This is a genomic window from Adhaeribacter terreus, assembly GCF_042657365.1.
GTDB lineage: Bacteria > Bacteroidota > Bacteroidia > Cytophagales > Hymenobacteraceae > Adhaeribacter_A > Adhaeribacter_A terreus.
This window is the reverse complement of sequence record NZ_JBHSKT010000006.1, coordinates 11,841-29,098: the sequence shown is the minus strand read 5'-3', so window position 1 is coordinate 29,098 and position 17,258 is coordinate 11,841. Positions and strand designations below refer to the sequence as shown.

Annotated in this window: 11 protein-coding genes; 3 read left to right on the top strand and 8 right to left on the bottom strand. The window is 45.4% G+C overall.

Features of this window, described 5'->3' with window-relative positions:
* Positions 1–527: 527 nt before the first annotated feature.
* The 4 genes from lpcA to ACFPIB_RS11030 all read right to left on the bottom strand — a co-directional run bounded on the left by lpcA (position 528) and on the right by ACFPIB_RS11030 (position 5,466).
* Positions 528–1,106 carry a D-sedoheptulose 7-phosphate isomerase gene (gene lpcA / locus ACFPIB_RS11045; RefSeq protein WP_378017516.1) on the bottom strand — a complete coding sequence of 193 codons (579 nt, stop codon included), beginning with the start codon at positions 1,104–1,106 and terminating at the stop codon, positions 528–530.
* A 10-nt stretch (positions 1,107–1,116) separates the two neighbouring features.
* Positions 1,117–1,488 (bottom strand): hypothetical protein, encoded by a 372-nt coding sequence (locus tag ACFPIB_RS11040; protein WP_378017515.1) that lies wholly within the window; start codon positions 1,486–1,488, stop codon positions 1,117–1,119.
* A 222-nt stretch (positions 1,489–1,710) separates the two neighbouring features.
* Positions 1,711–3,546, bottom strand: a complete 1,836-nt coding sequence (locus ACFPIB_RS11035) for an ABC transporter ATP-binding protein (RefSeq protein ID WP_378017514.1) — start codon at positions 3,544–3,546, stop codon at positions 1,711–1,713.
* Between the two features lie 264 nt (positions 3,547–3,810).
* Complete coding sequence (locus ACFPIB_RS11030; RefSeq protein ID WP_378017513.1) at positions 3,811–5,466, bottom strand: hypothetical protein; 1,656 nt, start codon at positions 5,464–5,466, stop codon at positions 3,811–3,813.
* Between the two features lie 229 nt (positions 5,467–5,695).
* On the opposite strand from ACFPIB_RS11030, the gene ACFPIB_RS11025 reads away from it, so the two are divergent.
* The 3 genes from ACFPIB_RS11025 (at position 5,696) to ACFPIB_RS11015 (ending at position 8,073) form a co-directional block, all read left to right on the top strand.
* Positions 5,696–6,631 carry a GNAT family N-acetyltransferase gene (locus tag ACFPIB_RS11025; RefSeq protein ID WP_378017512.1) on the top strand — a complete coding sequence of 312 codons (936 nt, stop codon included), beginning with the start codon at positions 5,696–5,698 and terminating at the stop codon, positions 6,629–6,631.
* Positions 6,631–7,269 (top strand): uracil phosphoribosyltransferase, encoded by a 639-nt coding sequence (gene upp, locus ACFPIB_RS11020; RefSeq protein WP_378017511.1) that lies wholly within the window; start codon positions 6,631–6,633, stop codon positions 7,267–7,269. The genes ACFPIB_RS11025 and upp overlap by 1 nt, the downstream gene beginning before the upstream one ends.
* A 390-nt stretch (positions 7,270–7,659) precedes the next feature.
* On the top strand, positions 7,660–8,073 hold the full coding sequence (locus ACFPIB_RS11015) for a hypothetical protein (RefSeq protein WP_378017510.1): 414 nt from the start codon (positions 7,660–7,662) through the stop codon (positions 8,071–8,073).
* 121 nt (positions 8,074–8,194) lie between these two features.
* Here the strand turns inward: ACFPIB_RS11015 and ACFPIB_RS11010 are convergent, their stop codons facing one another.
* The 4 genes from ACFPIB_RS11010 to ACFPIB_RS10995 form a co-directional block, all read right to left on the bottom strand.
* Positions 8,195–8,614: a hypothetical protein gene (locus ACFPIB_RS11010; RefSeq protein ID WP_378017509.1), complete on the bottom strand. Its 420-nt coding sequence runs from the start codon at positions 8,612–8,614 to the stop codon at positions 8,195–8,197.
* Between the two features lie 205 nt (positions 8,615–8,819).
* Positions 8,820–9,203 carry a hypothetical protein gene (locus ACFPIB_RS11005; protein ID WP_378017508.1) on the bottom strand — a complete coding sequence of 128 codons (384 nt, stop codon included), beginning with the start codon at positions 9,201–9,203 and terminating at the stop codon, positions 8,820–8,822.
* Positions 9,204–9,307: 104 nt separating this feature from the next.
* A complete protein-coding gene (locus ACFPIB_RS11000) occupies positions 9,308–10,756 on the bottom strand; it encodes a DEAD/DEAH box helicase (protein ID WP_378017507.1) in 1,449 nt (482 codons plus the stop codon).
* A 230-nt stretch (positions 10,757–10,986) separates the two neighbouring features.
* Entirely contained in the window at positions 10,987–16,995 is a 6,009-nt protein-coding gene (locus ACFPIB_RS10995; protein ID WP_378017506.1) for a T9SS type A sorting domain-containing protein, read from the bottom strand.
* Positions 16,996–17,258 lie beyond the last annotated feature (263 nt).

Genomic DNA, 17,258 nt, shown 5'->3' with positions numbered 1-17,258 from the left:
TCTACTTGTTTGCAAGCAGCAAAGCAAGATTTCAAGTAATGGCGAAGTATATTTTTCTTTGGTTTGTACGCTTTCTTAAATGGCTTAGTTCAGGAAAATGCCATGCGGATAATTAACCATAAGTATAGCCTTTTTAATAACATTTCAAGGCTTCTTGTTACATATTGAGAAAGGCATTAATTGAAGGTGATTGCTTACTTGCGCTGTTATTTTATTCTGTTATGAATCTGCCGAATTTTAGTATTAAAGGCGCTTTAGATAAACGTGCCATGTGATTTTTATTGTGGCAGGCGCCCTTCTGAGTTTTTGGTGCAAAAAGAATAGCGTTTTGAGTTGAAGTTTTGCGGTATTGCTTTGGTCTGTGCGCCACAGACCGAGAATAAAGGGGAAACGATACGGTTTTGGATTGGAAAAGTATTAGCAACGAGTTATTAGCGGTCAGCTAAATTTCGCCGAACTAAATTTCGTAATACAAATAAGTTTAATGGCTAGATTTTATATACCTGAAAGTCAGGAATGAAGGGTTTTTACGCCAGCTGCTTTTCAATAAGCAGCATGAAAATATGGATCACTTTGATGTGAATTTCCTGGATACGATCGGCGTAACCGAAGTGCGGCACGCGGATTTCTACGTCTGATAAGCCAGCTAATTTGCCACCGTCTTTGCCGGTTAAGCTTACTACTTTCATGCCTAGTTCTTGGGCGGCTTCGGCGGCTAAAAGTATGTTTTTGGAATTTCCGCTGGTGCTGATGGCCAATAAAACGTCGCCTTCGCGGCCAAACGCTTCTACGCCGCGCGAGAACACGTAATCGTAACCGTAATCGTTGGCTACGCAGCTGATATGCGCGGAATCTGACAAAGAAAGAGCAGCTAAAGCTTTGCGGTTTTCGCGGTAGCGGCCGGAGAGTTCTTCGGCAAAATGCATGGCATCGCACATGGAACCGCCGTTGCCGCAGCTTAAAATTTTGCCGCCGTTCTTCAGCGTTTCTGCCATTATTCCGGCCGCTTTTTCAATCAGCAAAACGGTATCCTTTTGGGCTAAAAAAGTGCTTAGAACCTGCTGGGCTTCGGTTAGTTCCGCTAAAATCTGTTCGGCGTGAGTCATGATAAAAAAACTATTGCAGGTTGTCGGGCGGAAAGATCGGATCTGGTTTGGAAGTCGGGTTGGTAGCCGGACGCGTTTGGCTGGTTTGGTCGCGGGTATCTTCCACGCGGCGATCGTATAGGTTGGCTTTCAGCTCGTTAATGCGGTTGTTCAGCAAGGTGCGCTCGCGTTTTAAAGCCAGAATGCCCATGTTGGAAACCAGCAGATACACCAGCAGCAAGCCTGCAGCAATGCCAAAAATGGTTTTGTAATAGTTCTCCGGACTGAAATCTGTAAAAGTATTATCGAGGTACTGGGTGCTGATCACGTTCAGAAAAACGAGCAGCGCATAAATTAAGAAAAGCAGCACGATAATGTTCACAAGTTTTCTTAAAGCTTCCATCAGGCTAAAATTTTAAGGGGAATCTGGAAAGTAAAGCTACTTATTTTTTTAATGGTTTAATTGTTAAAGGGCTAAATTGTTGCTCTGTACGAGTTTTTCAGGCAAAAAGCATATCGTTTTTAATTTGGTCAGAAACCCGCACATTAGAAATATTCTGGTTTTACCAGTTTTTAATTAAATCCTTTAACAATCAACAATTTAACCATTAAGCCATTAAACAATTTAAGCCGTAACCTGCATCTGGTTCAGTTTGGAATAAAGGCCGCCTTGTAGTAAAAGTTCTTCGTGGGTGCCGCGTTCTACGATCTGGCCTTTTTGCATGACTATAATTTCGTCGGCGTGCTGAATGGTGCTAAGGCGGTGCGCAATTACCAATGAAGTGCGGTTTTGCATTAAGTTCGTAAGTGCTTGCTGCACCAGTTTTTCGCTTTCGGTATCTAATGCAGAAGTAGCTTCGTCCAGAATAAGAATTGGCGGATTTTTAAGCACGGCGCGGGCAATGCTCAACCGTTGCCGTTGTCCGCCGGAAAGTTTGCTGCCGCGATCACCGATCAGCGTGTTGTAGCCATCCGGCGTTTGCATGATGAATTCGTGGGCGTTGGCAATTTTTGCGGCCGCAACCACTTCGTCCATGGTCGGGTTTTCTTTGTTGAAGGCGATGTTGTTAAAAATGGTATCGTTGAACAGAATGGATTCCTGCGTTACAATGCCCATAAAATCGCGGACCGAATGCAGCGTACAATCCTGTATATTATGTCCGTCAATTAAGATCTCGCCGGAAGTCGGGTCGTAGAAACGGGGCAGCAAATCGGCCAAGGTAGATTTTCCGGAACCGGAAGGACCTACCAACGCAATTGTTTTTCCTTTCGGAATGGTGAGGTTGATGTTGTTTAAAATGGTATCCTTTTCATACGAAAAACTCACGTTCCGGAATTCGATCTGGTTCTGGAACTGCTGTAATTGCTTGGCATCGGCTTTATCACGAATGGCCGGCTGGGTATCAATGATGGCCAGGATGCGTTCGCCGGCTACCAGACCGCGCTGAATGTTGCTGAACGATGAAGAAAGCGCTTTGGCCGGTACTAATACCTGCGAGAAAAACACCACGTACGCAATAAATTCTGCTGCCGAAAGCTCGGATTGGTTGCTCAGCACAAGGCTTCCGCCGTAGTATAAAATGATAGTAACCACGCCTACGCCCAGCACTTCGGAAAGGGGCGAAGCCAGGTCGCGGCTGTTGAACATGGAGCGCACAATGCCGGCGTAACGGTCGTTCTCTTCGTTGAATTTCCGCATGATGTACGGCTGCGCATTGAACCCTTTGATAACCCGCATGCCGCCCAGCGTTTCGTCTATCAACGATAAAATAGAACCCAGCGAATGTTGTCCTTCCTTGGCTTTTCGTTTCAGTTTTTTGGAAAGCGTGGAAATGATAATTCCGGAAACCGGCATGATAATGAGCGTGAACAAGGTCAGTTTTACGCTCATGGTAAACAGAATAATGAAGAACCCGATAATGGCAATCGGCTCGCGCACCACCGTGGTTAAGGTACTGATCACGGAGCTTTCAATTTCCTGCACATCGTTCGTCATGCGGCTCATGAGGTCACCTTTACGTTCGTTGGTGAAATAGCCGAGTTGCAGTTGCGTAACGCGTTCGTACACATCGTGGCGCAGGTTTTTTACCACTCGCGCGCGCAGTTTCACAATTACCCGCTGGCCTAAATACTTGAATAAATTAGAAAGCAGTACCGAACTGATAATGATAAGGCAGACAAATTTCAGCGCGCCGGCTTTCCCGGTTTCGAGCAAAACGGTACCGAAATAGTAGTTAAAAAGCGCCTTGCCGTATTCAATGGTCAGCGAAAATTCCGGTAGGCTCACCATTTGTGCCGCTTCGCTTTTCGGAACTTCGTCGAACAGCACGTTGAGCAGCGGAATTAGAAAGGTAAAATTCAGTAAACCAAAAAAAGTGCCGAGCAGCGTGTACACAAAATAAATAGGTACATAACGGCTGAACGGACGGGCAAAATTTAAAATGCGTAAATACGTTTTCACGCCGCAAAGGTACGGCCTTCTTTTTTTATAATTACGAATTAGGAATTAAGAATTAGGAATGACGAGTTTTTGCGACCAAAACCATATCGTTTTGAAACGAAATGTAGAGACGTAGTATACTACGTCTCCCGGATATTACGTCTCCCGCATTCCAAATCAATTTTTGCCAAATTTTGGCGGAAGTAAACCTTTAAAATCAATCGCGATATTTTAAGTCGCAATAAATTAAGACGTAGCATGCTACGTCTCTACAGAGGGATGGAATTAAAACTCATGCAACCGTTGCCCGATATTCCAGCGGAAAGAAACTGAAGAAAACGACGAAGAATTATCAAATTCATTCAGTTCAGCATCAGTTTTCCGGATGATCTGGCTCAGGTCGATGAACATGTTGGGCTTTAGCTGATACGATAACGTCAAGTCTAAATGCAGCAAATTGGTGGTATTGCCCTGCGCTACTTTATTGCCGAAATCCTGCGGGTGCGGTACGTAAGGTTTCAGCACATTGCCGCCCCAGTTAGAAGAATCGGTATCGGCGCCGAAGCGGGTGAAAATGGCTTTCCCGGTAATGTTCAGTTTGCCAATCGGTTGGTACGTAGCAATACCAATTAATTCAGACAAATTCGCGCCCATCGGGTGCGCGAGTGGTTGCTGGTAGTGCTGGTAGTTGGTAAAACGGCTTTCGTGCTGGTATAAATACGGCCGCAGGAAGTTGAATTCGCCTTGCAGATCCAGGTTTTTCAGGCCGAAAGCATCTACGTATTTTGCTCCGAGCTGCGCGCCTTGTTTGTTGGCCCACCAGCCGTTGCGTTCTTTTATGGCGCTCAGCAGAAATTCATCGAGCATGAGCTGTGCATAAACTTGCACGCGGTTTTTGATGTTCCACTTCAGATCCATACCCAGCAAGGCATTATCTTCGGAGCCGAGTTGTTGTTCGATGCTGCGGTAGAAAATGATCGGGTTCAGGTATTCGAGTTCGAAATTGCCTTTGCCGCGCGCAAAAACCACGCTCTCAAAAACGCCGATGTTCAGGTTCGGTTTCAGGTTTACGCTTAAATGGTGGTAGGCAAAATATTTCTTCGGGTATAGTTTGTCGCCGATGCTGTGATCCGCGTTCATACTCGCAAAAATGTTTTCGTATTGCAGTCTCCAGACCTGCGTGTTCAGCTTCAGGAAAAAGTAACCCGGCGCGTAATCTGAAAGAATTAAAGAACGGTAACCGTTGCCAATAAAATTTTTGTCGTGGCCCAGTTGCACATTTATGTGTTTGCTCAAAGCATAATTTACGTAGCCGCGCGCCGTGAAAAAGTCGTAACCGTTTTCCTTGAAGTTTTTCCAGTAACCTTCGTGCGGCACAATGGTATCGCGGGTAATTCTATCGTTTACATACTGAGGAAGAACGGCTTGATTTTCACCGATAAAAGTGTAGAAACTCAGTTTTTTATCAATCGTTCCTTCGGCCTGCAAACCGCGTGTATTGATGTAACGCAAGCCATCGGAATCAGAATCTTTGCCTAACTGAAAATGCAGAACCGGGTTCAGGCGCAAGGTAAAATCTTCGGTTTCTACATGAAAAAGATCGGTCTTGTTGCGGAAGAAATGCTTCAGGATCGGTTTGCGGCTTTCGTTGTGTTCAGCTTCGGTATAATCCCAGTTGTCCTGCAGCAAATATTCGGCGTTAAAACGGTCTTCAGCGGAAAGATTGGCACTGTCCTGCAGCACTTTTTCGGCCAGTTTTGCTACCGTTTTCCGCAGATACGGCTTAATGCCGGTGTGCAGTTCCGGAATGCTGTCGGCGTATTTAAGTGCGTAACGATCTATTAAACGGTATTTATCGGAATCTAAGGGAACGTAGGTGCTTTGTGCGAAAACGGAAAAAACGGTAGCAAAAAGCAGGAAAAAACTAAAAATAAATCTCATGTCCGGATTAAAAAGAAAGGCGAAATAACGGAATTCCGCGGCAGAAAACCAATGTACTGCGTTTCGGGGTTTTGGGTTAGAAAATAAGAGAGTTGCGGTTTCTGAAAAGACAAGCTTTGGTGAAGAACAGTTGTCCGGCGAAATGAAAATATAAAAGACTGTTGCAGAAAAAAGCCGGCGCCCGAAGTAAATTTCTAATTTTTAATTCATTTATCTCTAATTTGCGCTCGTGCTGAAATACCTGAAACATTCCGAAATAGATCTTGCGCTTTGGGACAATTGCGTGCGAAATTCCGCGCAGCAAATGCTATACGCGTATTCCGGATATCTGGAAATTTCTACGTCCGGAAATTGGGATGCCATTGTGGAAATGCAAGCCGGAAAGTACGTTTCAGTTTTTCCGTTGCCGTTTAAAAAAATGCTTGGCGAGCCGTTCGTTTACCAGCCGTTCCATTCGCAGCAGCTTGGTTTGTTTACCACTTCGGAAAGCCGGGAAACCACGGTAAATACGTTTCTGGCAAAGATCCCGAAGCAATTCCGGAAAGTTTATTTGCAGCTTAACACCCAAAACACCTTTGAAGTAGGGCCTTTGCCGACTGGGTTTTTATCGGTGCCGCGCGTTACGTTCCATTTAAATCTGGCTTATGAATACAGCGTTTTAAAGGAAAGTTTTTCCACGAACGTGAAGCGCAACATTAAAAAAGCTAAGAAAGAAAAGTACGAAGTTGCCACTACAGAAAACCTGCCCGACCTCATAAAACTTTACCGGCAAACGCGCGGCAAAGAACTGAAAGACGTAAAAGACCGGCATTATGCGCTCTTCGAAAAACAGTATGCTTTTCTGCTCCAAAACTCGTTGGCTCAGCTTTCCGAAATCCGGCAAAACGGCGAACTGATTGCCGGCGCGCTGTTTCTGAAACAACCGGGCAAACTTGTTTTCCTGTTCAGCGCCGCTTCCGAAACTGGTAAACAGCACGGCGCTATGCCTTTTCTGATCAGCCGAATAATAAAGCAATACGCCGGCACCAGCACCATTTTTGATTTCGAAGGCAGCAGTATTCCTAACTTAGCACGTTTTTATAGCAGTTTCGGCGCAAAACCCGTAACTTACCTTTCCGTAAGTCGGAACAATTTACCCTGGTACCTGAAACTGCTGATCAAATAATGCACATTCTTACTCAAGAAAATTCCATTGCCAGTTATTTTCTGGCCCAACTCCGCGACGTAACAGTTCAGAAAGACAGCATGCGTTTCCGCCGGAATCTGGAACGCCTCGGCGAAATCATGGCTTACGAAATTTCCAAAACGCTACCTTTTTCGCCTAAAAAAGTGCAAACCCCTTTGGCCGAAACCACCGTAAATCTGCCCATCGAGTTTCCGGTTTTAGCTACGGTTTTGCGCGCCGGCTTGCCGTTCCACCACGGTTTCCTGAATTATTTCGATGCCTCGGAAAGTGCTTTTGTAGCCGCCTACCGCATCGAGAAAACGCACGACCTGCAAATTCAGGTAGATTACATGACCTCGGTTTCGCTGGAAAATAAAATTCTGCTTTTGGTAGATCCGATGCTGGCCACCGGCAAATCTCTGGCGCTTACTTACCAGGCCATGCTGCGCTTCGGCGTTCCCCGCGAAACCCACATTGCGGCGGCTGTTGCAAGTCCGGAAGGCGTGGCGCATATTCAGCAAGAACTGCCCAATGTAAAACTCTGGCTCGGCGCTTTAGATGAAAAACTGAATGAGTTTAGTTACATTATTCCCGGCCTCGGCGATGCAGGTAACCTGGCTTACGGCGCCAAACTCTGAGGTTTTCTTTCGGGTTTTCCTCAAAGAAAATTGCCTTTTGAGGCTTTACTTTCACTTCCCTCGGTCTGAGGCGCACAGACCGAAGCACTGAAGTTTAAAGTTCGTACAACTTGGGGCGGCAGTATAGTGGTATGTGCGCCACAGACCACGGTGAGAGACCACGGTGACAGTCTAGTGTGTCCCATTTTCTACAAACCACGGAATATCAACAACCGCAGAAACGTTAATTTTTGTAAGCTTTACCCTGTATGAAAAGGTTTTGGTTAAGTTTGCGGTTTCTTTGCCTTCGGAAGCGCGGGTTTTCCGTATAAAAACGGTAGCGTTTTCGGTTTAAAAAGTAATACAGTGTTCGAAACAGTTGCCAAATATCTTTCCGTTTTTTTGCTCAGCATGGTCAAGTTTTTTGGCGGTCCACTTACAGGTGCGGCTTTGGGCCTGAACTTCTGGCAAACCTTCGGGCTGACCGTGGGCGGCATGATGACGAGCGTTACGCTTTTCAGCATTATTGGTACTGCCGTTTCGAAATATTACGCCCGCGAGCGCATCCGGAAAAAGAAACCGATCTTCAATAAAAAAAGCCGCCGCATTGTAAAAGTGTGGCAGAAATTCGGGATGGGCGGCATTGCTTTTCTTACGCCGGTGTTGCTCAGCCCCATCATCGGGACCATTATTGCCACGGTTTTAGGCGCCAAACGCGGACAAATTCTGCTGCACATGCTCTGGAGCGCCGTGCTCTGGGGAACCGTTTTCACCTTCGCCCTCCTTCATTTAAGGCACATGGATCTGCCGTTTATTGGCAAGTAGATCAGGATTTTCAGGATTTAATGATTTGCAGGACATTAGTTTGCAGCTTGTTCTTTGTATTGTTGATTTTTTCAGGAAGAAATACAAGCTGTAAATTTATGGCGGCAGGAACCTTCTTTATCTATTGGGTAATCTTGAAGGTTACAGATTTGGAGGGTGCTTCTAAAGTAAATGACTGCAAAGTATCGATCAGGCTATGGGATCGATCTTCACCGGTGCAGGTATTACCTTCCCTTATAGCTCCGGTTACTTTCAGCTGATAATTCCCATGCGGATGTTGACCAAAATCCAGGTTCGCATTTTGACCGATTGACCGAATATCTAAAATGCTATTATTGTCTTTCCTGATAAGTTCAATTTTAAGGCCGTTGGGTATGTAATGTTTCAGACATGGTATGGTGTCCTGCTCTGGCGAATATGAGACTGATGCTCTTATGTTGCCGGTTGGTTCTGGTTCCCTTTTATCTTTACATGATGTAAGGATCAGCGTGTTGAAAAATATTACTAAAAGAAATAAAGCTAAATTTCCTGGTTTTCTCATTTTTATTTCCCGTTAAATTAAGTGTTTTAACAGAAAGGTAAAGTTATGGTTTGTCTGTTGTTTTGCAAGGGTTAATTATTTTTGTGTTAGATGTTTTCTACTGTAGGGGCAGGGCTTGACCTGTCCGCACGTTATTGCGACTTTTGTGCGGGGAAAGGATAGGATTTTGGGGCTTGAGAGGTATTTCAGCATTATAGTTTCCAGGCTACCCAATAAAGAGTGGAAGAAAGAATCCTAATAAAAGTGGAAGAACATGAACTAATTTATCAAATACGTTCACCTGGCGCAATTCTTCCCAGTCATAAGCCGTTAACCACGTGTAGGTTGGTTCAACATCGTAAATGCCTTTATATAACTGCCTAAATAAACTATAGGAAATTATATATATGAAAGGGCCGAACATGAAGCTAATCACGTCAGCTGTTTCTTCATTTTTTATCAGAAAGCTCATTGACCCGAAGAGAAAAGTTACTAAACTTAATTTTAACAGAATCTTATTATCTCGTATCTTTTTGTCAATACCAGCTACAGATAAAATGACTAAAATTAAGGAGCTGCCATAGAATATTATTTTTGAAGAAATATTCATTTTGAATATAGAGGTTTGAGTCAAAATTAAAAGGAAGCTAAATATTTAACTTCCCAATATACCAAAAAAAGCCCTCCCCTGAATTAGGGGAGGGTTGGGTGGGGTCACGACTTATTCCGTCTGAAACCTCTGATTTTCGTCGGTTTCTTTTCTACAAAAGGCTTCCCGGTTCGTTTATCGATCACGCCTTCGCGGAGGTATTGTTTTTTCTCGTGGAACGCGCCTTTAAAATCCGGGTCCAGTTTGCGTTTCTGGGTATCCAGGTCTTTGGCAATTTTCTGCTGTTCGTCGAAACCGGTTTTCTCGATCTTCACTTCTTCCGGCATTTCTTCCACCGGAATCTGCATGTGCATTAGTTTTTCGATTTCGCCAATGCTGGCCCGTTCAGCTTCATTCGCAAAGGTAATGGCGTGGCCTTCATTGAAAGCGCGGCCGGTGCGGCCAATGCGGTGCACGTAATCTTCGTAAATGGCCGGCACATCGAAATTAATTACGTGGCTTACCAAACTCACATCAATGCCGCGGGCCGCCACATCGGTAGCTACTAAAAAACGAATATCGCCATTCCGGAAATCTTCGATGGCGTTGATGCGGGTATTCTGGCCTTTATTGCCGTGCAGTACGCGCGTTTCGCCGTTCACTTTTCGGATCAGGAATTTCGAAACGTTTTCGGCGGTGGCTTTGCTGCGGCAGAAGATCATTACGCGGTTAAATTTCTCTTCGTCGCGCACCAGGTATTCCAACAGGTTAATTTTGGTCGGTAAATTAGGTACGTGGTACAAAACCTGCGTAACCGTATCTACCGGCGTAGCTTGGCGGGTAATTTCCACCTTCATCGGAAACTCCAGAAATTCTTCAGAAAGTTTCTCAATTCTTGGACTCATGGTAGCCGAAAAAAGCAGGTTCTGGCGTTTCCGCGGAATAACTTCCAGCAAAGCCCGAATCTGCGGCATAAAGCCCATGTCCATCATTTTATCGGCTTCGTCCAGCACCAGCGTTTTCAGTTCTTTCAGAATTAAAGCGCCTTTCAGGTAAAGCTCCATCAAACGTCCCGGTGTCGCAATTAAAATATCCACGCCTTTCTCAATCTGTTCGATTTGGCTTTTCGGACCTAAACCACCGTAGATTGCAAAGAAACGGATATCTGTATATTTGGCAAGTTGCTGAATATGGTCCTCGATCTGCATACCCAGTTCGCGGGTTGGTACCACAATTAGAGCTCTCGGATTCGTGCCCTGTGCGTATTTTACTTTCATTAAGATAGGCAGCACGAAAGCGGCCGTTTTACCCGTTCCGGTTTGCGCAATGCCCATCACATCGTGGCCGGCCGTAATAAGCGGGATGGTTTTTTCCTGCACCGGTGTTGGTTTGGTAAAACCGGCGTCGGCAATAGCATTCAGCAACTGGCGGTTCAGCTTAAAATCGGCGAAAGTAATTTCCGGCTCGGTGGTTTCTTCAGTCTCGTTTTCGGTTGCGTTCACGTCCGAAGGCTCCGGATTTTGGGCAGGTTCGTGGTGGGTTTCTTCGTGCTGGTCTTTCGCTTCTTCGGTCATGGCAGTTCAGGTAATTAATATCAAATAATTTGCAAAGGTACGGAAAAAACGGCGGATGGCTTTGTTGTAGAATAACCGGCAAAAAAACGCTATGGTTTTCGGTTCGAAAAGTAACTGCCCGATGAGTTTTTATGTGCAAAACCCTACCGTTTTCCCGAAAGCTGTACTCTGATAAAACAAAAAAAGGGAAGCATTTGCTTCCCTTTTTTTGTCCAAAACCATAGCATTTTTTACTGCTTGATCAGTTTGGTTGTGAAACGTTCCGAACCGATCTGCATTTGCAGCAAGTAAACACCGGAAGGTAAATTATTAGCCGGATCGAGCTTTAACAGGTTTGCGCCTTTCTCTACTTTTACAGCCTTTTCCCATACCGTTTTGCCAGTCAGATCGGTAATAACTACCGGAATTTCTGCCGCTATCGCACTTTCAACCGTTACGTTTAAATCAGCGCTGAACGGATTCGGGTAAACATTTACCTGCGTGGCAACCGTGTTGAAAGCAACAGCTTTGATCGGCGAATAAGAAACGGCGCCATCGAAGTCGGTTTGTTTCAGGCGGTAGTAGCGCGTGCCGTTTTTGCCTTTTTCAATATCCGTAAAGGTGTATTGCTGCAGCGTATTGCCGTTGCGGCTTTCTGCAAAACCAATTTTCCGGAAATCGTGGCTGTTGGTGCTTACTTCTATATCAAAACCTTTGCTGTTGTATTCAGAAGCAGTTGTCCAGGTTAAGAAAGCATCGTTTCCTTTTTTAATCGCATTGAAAGCAACCAGTTCAACCGGAAGCGGATTGTTTATATCGCCGGCTGTCCACAAAGAGAATCCGGAAACGCCTGCCAGGGTAACGGTATTACTGGCCGGGTCTGCTACACTTGCTGTCTGAGCATTCCAGGTAGTGCCCTGGTCTGGTGAGCGGAACAAGGCCAGCGTTGCTTCATTGTAAGCCGCAACTTCATGGTCCAGGTAACGGAACAGCATGTTTACATTCAGGCCAGAATTTACGGCACTCTGAATATCGAAATAACGCGGAATGCTATAGCCTGGGCCGCCGCCGTTCATTTGCGTTCCGGTAACCCGACGAACCGTTGTATTGCCCGGCATCACAGATCCGGAAGCAGGAGTTAATTCTATTCCCATGCCACCGAAAGTTACCGTAGAAGCAGTATTCAGATTACGTACCGTTTCAACTTCGCCAATTACGTAGCTGGTATTGGTTTCTGAAATAGTAGCGGTAGCACCCAGAATAAGTTTGAAAGTACCGGTGTTCAGGATTCCGGAAGTCATGGTTACTGCGCCATTTACCGTTACGTTGCCACCCAGTGTTTTCGTGCCGCCGCCGTTTATGGTAAGGTTAGCCAAGGCAATGCCGTTTATTTGCTGGCTGCCAGTACCTGTAAGTTCCAGTAAACCGGTAGTTTGCGTATATGTTCCGCTATTGGTCAGATCGCCGGAAAGTTGCAGGGTGCCGCCATTCATGGTGAAAGTAGCGCCGGAAGCAATGGTAAAGTTCTTCACCTGCGCCGTTCCGGAAGTTATTTGCGGATAAGTAGTGAGGCCTGCCGGTAAGGTTACATCGGTAGTGGCAGTTGGTACCGTGCCGCTGCACCAGTTAGAGCCCACGTTCCAATCGTTAGAAGTTGTTCCGGTCCATTGGCCGCCTTCACCCATGGTAGCGGTTACCAACGTTCTGGTGCTTGGGCAACCATTCACTAAAATATCCCAATCGTAGAAGCCATAATAAGCGGTGGTTGTATTCGTGCTGCTGCGGCCGCTGGTAATGGTTACTTCATTATTAGAAGAATTGAACGGGTATTTAACCGCGGTGTTGGTCGTAGAATAATCCTGGGCAATGGTGGTGGTGTTGCCGGAGGTCAGGCGGTAAGTTCCTGCCGGAATGGCGAAATCTAATGGAATGTAAGTTTTCACACCAAGATTTGCCACTGTAACCGTTGCGGCTGTTTTTAAAACGGTGCCCGCATTATCGCGCAGCTGAATAATTACCGGGCTGCCGGCTGTTCTTACGTAAACATGAACGCCTTTCAGAATAATATCCTGGTTAGCGGTGAAATTCAAGCCATAACCGGCGGTGCTCGTTGCATAACTACCGGACGCAGTAGTTGTTGCAGTCAGACCAGCTTTATCGGTTGGGTTTCCGGCAGCTTCAACATAGTAGCTGGTAGTTGCAGAAAGAACCGGAGTGGTAAAGGAAGTTCCGGAAGCCAGTAAGGTACCGCCGGTAGCCTGATCGTACCAGCGTAGCGTACCTGTTCCTGAAGCTGTTAATATAGCCGCTGAACCTGTGCAGAATGAAGCATCGGTGGTGGCAGGAGCGCTTGGTTGCACGTTAATATTCCGGCTGATCGTTGGCATGTCATCATTGCTTGCATCTCCGTCGCCGGCAATGTTTGTAGAAGCGCTGAAGTTAAAAATGCCGCCTGTCGAAGTAATTAAGTTTCCTACAGTAAAGTCAATGCTATCGCCCACCTGAATGGTGCCTGAATATGTACCTGAAATTGTAGTAGAAGCTGCACCCGTAATATTTACCGCTACCGGTATATTGGTAATGGCTGCAGTTCCTTTATTATAAAGCCTTACAACTACTGGTTGGTTGGTGTTCGCGCAGGTGTTATTTAGTGGCGCTATCAGGTTACCTATGCCCGCATCTACCGATGCTCTGGCCTGAATAGTTATTACGTAATCTTCGGTTTCGCCGGCAAGTGAAGTAAATGTTTTACATGCATCTGCAGCAGCAATAGAAGTACCCATTTGCCGTATGCGCAGGCCAACTTTGCCAGTTGTAGCAGTAAGCGGCACCGCAATGGCAAAACTTGTTTGTGTATTGCTGGTTACGCTGGTTTTAACGCCTAAGAATTCTGTAGTTTCAAAAACGCCATTATTGTTGAAATCGATCCAGGCGGCAACGTTGCTGGTGGAAGAGCTGATCGGCGTTACATTTAAGCTGTAGTTGTTGCCGATCATGAGTGAAGTGGTGTACGCCGTTGGCAGGTAGTTAGAATATGCCCCAAGCGCGCTGGTATTTGAGCAATTCGAGTTGTTGTTCACCAAAGTATTTAATACAACGCTGTTAATATAGTTAGAGCCGCAATTAGACTGCAGTGGTTCACAATAGCCCCAGTAAACAGTTATATAATCGGTTCTGGTTTTTGTGCTGGTGCCTGCGCCGTTAGTAGCATCAAGTGTAACGGTGTAAACTCCGGCAGCATTGAATTTTACTTCCGGATTTTGCGAAGTTGCACTGGTGCCGTTCTGGTAAGTAACGGTGCCAGGGCCGATAAAGGTCCAGTTCCAGCTACCCGGAATATTGGTAGATTGATCGGTGAATGCAACGATTTGTGTAGTAGTAACCGTGGTAGGAGTTGCTGTGAATTCTGCAACCGGTAATACCGGGGCTGTTACGGTTACAGTTACTTCATCTTGATAAGAGCAGGTTCCGTCATTAATGGTCGCGATAAAGTTATACGTTCCGCCGGCTGCAAAATTTGGCGTTGTAACAGATTTGCCGGTTAAAGGACTGGTTAAGTTGCCGTTAGTGCCGTTCGTCCAGGTTATTGCGGTTGTTTCGGTAGGAACATAATTGTTGTAAATACCCAGATTAATTTGGGGGCCGGCCGTTGTAGATACTACCCAGTCGTTTTCAGTATTGGTATCCATAGCTCTGTTATTGGCATCTTTCTGACGCTGAACCCCAACCCGGCTCGATGCTACGAACAGGAATGTGCCGCTACTCGTTGACCAGTCGGCTGCAGAAACCCCAATAGCCTGTAATGCGCTGAATGATACGCTGTTCGTTCCTAAAACATCTATTACTTTGCCGCTGTTGTTTTTCAATACATAACCCCAGGGTACGCTGGAAGTCTGGGTGCTGGCAGCTGCATTCATGCCGAAGAAACGGTTTGCCGGGTCGTTGGCGGAGCCTACAGTAGCGAGCGTAAGTACCTGGCCGGGCTCTAAAACGGTACCGTTTGGCACAACAAAAGTGCTTGAAATTGTACCAACCATTTGCATGATATAACCCGAAACATCTACGGTCAGGTTGCCCGTATTGCTGATCTCTACAAATTCGTTATCGGTGGTAGGAATAAACCCGGCATAAACTACTTCAGCGCCGGCAGTGCCTTTATATTGCAATACCTCCGTGATCTTGATATGTCCGCCATAGTTAAAGCTTTCAGCCGTTAAAACCGCGCCCGAGTTAATGGTGGAATTTATATCCGGACCGGCATTTAAAGTGAGGTAATTATCGCGGTAAAGCTGCGAGCCGGATGTAGCAACATTGGAAGAAGAGCTATTATCAGTTGCTTTAATATTGTATTCTACCAGATTGGAGCTTTGAGCCGGTATGGTGCCAAGCCATTCATCGGTAGCGCCTTGTTTGGTCATCGCAATTGCTGCCTGAGTAACGCCGTTCAGGCTCCATTCAATTATGACAGTAGCAACTCCGGAAGCATCGGTAATAGTGGCGCTTATGGTATGCGACTGCGAAGTGCAGGAAGGTATTACTTTGGTTATAGCCGAAATTGCAGGCACCGCAAAATCTCCTAAGCCACCATTAAATTCATAAGCACCAATATCCGGATTGCTGTTTGCACCGCTAGCCTGTGGCACAAACGTTCTTGGGCGGGAATTTCCGGTGAAATCTGTAGTTACCGGTAAAGTGGTCGCGCCTGATTCTAAAGCAGTAACAGTATTGGCCGGAATGGTCAGATCCAGATCGGAAGTGAAAGGTGCGGCGCTATTTACCAGCGGAACGGAAGCATTATCGTTAGTTGGGCTGGCGGTGCTGGCCTGGGTAACGGTTTTCCAGTCGGCTACAGTTTGGTAATAAGTAGCACTGGTAGTTTGGCGGCCAACACAATGATCTGCGGTAGCACCAACAAAATAACCATTATTGTTCATGGTTAAGGTGCTGTAATTATAGGAAGCTGAAAAAGAAACTGCCGCGAAAACCGCAGCGTTGGCGCTTCCTTTGCTCATCTGGTTCGAGAAAATATTGTTCCGGATATCTAAGTTGGTATTACTGCTTGAGTTAACATGTAAAGCTGCCGTGTTAATGCCACCGGCAGTATTGTCTAAAGGAGCTCCGAAAAGGTGGATAGAATTGTAATAGATATTGTGGCCGGTATTGGAACCATCTATCCGGATACCAAATGCGCCGTCTGAAACCTGTGTGCTGCCTGAATTAGCAGAAACAGTACGCAGGTCATAGATCAGGTTATTTTGAATATTCAGGTTGTTGGAGTTGGAACCGTTAATGTGAATACCAAAAGCGCCTTCACCGCCGGAACCATAATTGTAGATGCCATATATCTTGTTTCTTGAAAAAGTTGCATCGATCACATCAGCTTCTACCCAAATGCCTTGAATATCAGTTGTGTTGGCAGCGGTAGTAGCTTTGAAATCATAAATAGTGTTTTCCGAAATAAGCGCCGCCTCTGCTCCGCCAACTGTTTTAGAAAGTTGAATACCGGTAGTCAGAATATTATGGATATCATTTTTATGGATAAAAAGTTTATCGGAAGTGGCGGAAGCTAAAATGTTGCGCACTAAAATTCCGACGCCCGCGGTGCTGATTTCATTGTTTTCTACCGTAAACTGGTCAAAATTATAGCCTGAGCCTGATGTCGAAGAAATAGCAGTAACTGCAGAAGACCCGGCGTGAATGCCATAAGCACCGGCTACGGTTGCTGAAGCTCCGATGATCTTACAGTTCTTAATAGTGTTGTTGGTAGCTCCTGCAAAAGTGCTACTTGCTCCAATAAGCCTGATAACCGCACTATACGTTACTGCATTATTCGTATTCTGAATAGTCAGATCCCGGCTTGTTCCACCGCTGGTAATGCTACCATCTATCGTTACAAAATCAGAACCTAATAATTCAATTACACCCCGGCCTAGTGCCATATTTCCGGAAATAGTGGCTGTGGCAGTAGGCTTAATAGTAATAGAAGAATAATTAGTTGTGCCCTGGCCACTGGCATTTAATGGAACCGGGGTGGTTGGTTCTGTTGTATTACCGCTGATAGCAATGGTAATAATGCCGGTATGCGTACCAGAATTAATTGCTGTAAATGCCGAATTCAGGTTTGTGTAAGCTGTGCCGGAAGAACCTCCGCTTGCATTTACGGTAACTTGTGCCTGTATTATGCCAGGAATAAATAAAAGGAGCGCAAAAAGCCATAGCCCGCGGCGCTTTAAAGGGTTGTTTGGGTAATGTGAATTCATGAATGTGAGAGAAAGGGTGAAAATAAATTTTAGACATAGAAAGTCCGGGCCAGATAAAATCTGGCAATGACGGGGAGGCATTTTTTTTAATGCTAGTGTGTTAAATCAGGATTGGAGGCTTTTGTAAAAATATTTAAATAAATAAAGATTTTTGTAGTTCTAAATTTATCTACAATTTTTTGTATTGCAAAATAAAATAGCAAATATTTTTTTAACAAAGCATTGATAATCAATATGTTATAAAATATATGTTTGGTTTTGGT

Coding starts and splice junctions, on each gene's coding strand:
- ACFPIB_RS11015 (WP_378017510.1), top strand. CDS start 7,660: ATGGTCAAGTTTTTTGGCGGTCCACTTACAGGTGCGGCTTTGGGCCTG.
- ACFPIB_RS10995 (WP_378017506.1), bottom strand. CDS start 16,995: ATGAATTCACATTACCCAAACAACCCTTTAAAGCGCCGCGGGCTATGG.
- ACFPIB_RS11040 (WP_378017515.1), bottom strand. CDS start 1,488: ATGGAAGCTTTAAGAAAACTTGTGAACATTATCGTGCTGCTTTTCTTA.
- ACFPIB_RS11005 (WP_378017508.1), bottom strand. CDS start 9,203: ATGAATATTTCTTCAAAAATAATATTCTATGGCAGCTCCTTAATTTTA.
- ACFPIB_RS11000 (WP_378017507.1), bottom strand. CDS start 10,756: ATGACCGAAGAAGCGAAAGACCAGCACGAAGAAACCCACCACGAACCT.
- ACFPIB_RS11010 (WP_378017509.1), bottom strand. CDS start 8,614: ATGAGAAAACCAGGAAATTTAGCTTTATTTCTTTTAGTAATATTTTTC.
- ACFPIB_RS11030 (WP_378017513.1), bottom strand. CDS start 5,466: ATGAGATTTATTTTTAGTTTTTTCCTGCTTTTTGCTACCGTTTTTTCC.
- upp (WP_378017511.1), top strand. CDS start 6,631: ATGCACATTCTTACTCAAGAAAATTCCATTGCCAGTTATTTTCTGGCC.
- lpcA (WP_378017516.1), bottom strand. CDS start 1,106: ATGACTCACGCCGAACAGATTTTAGCGGAACTAACCGAAGCCCAGCAG.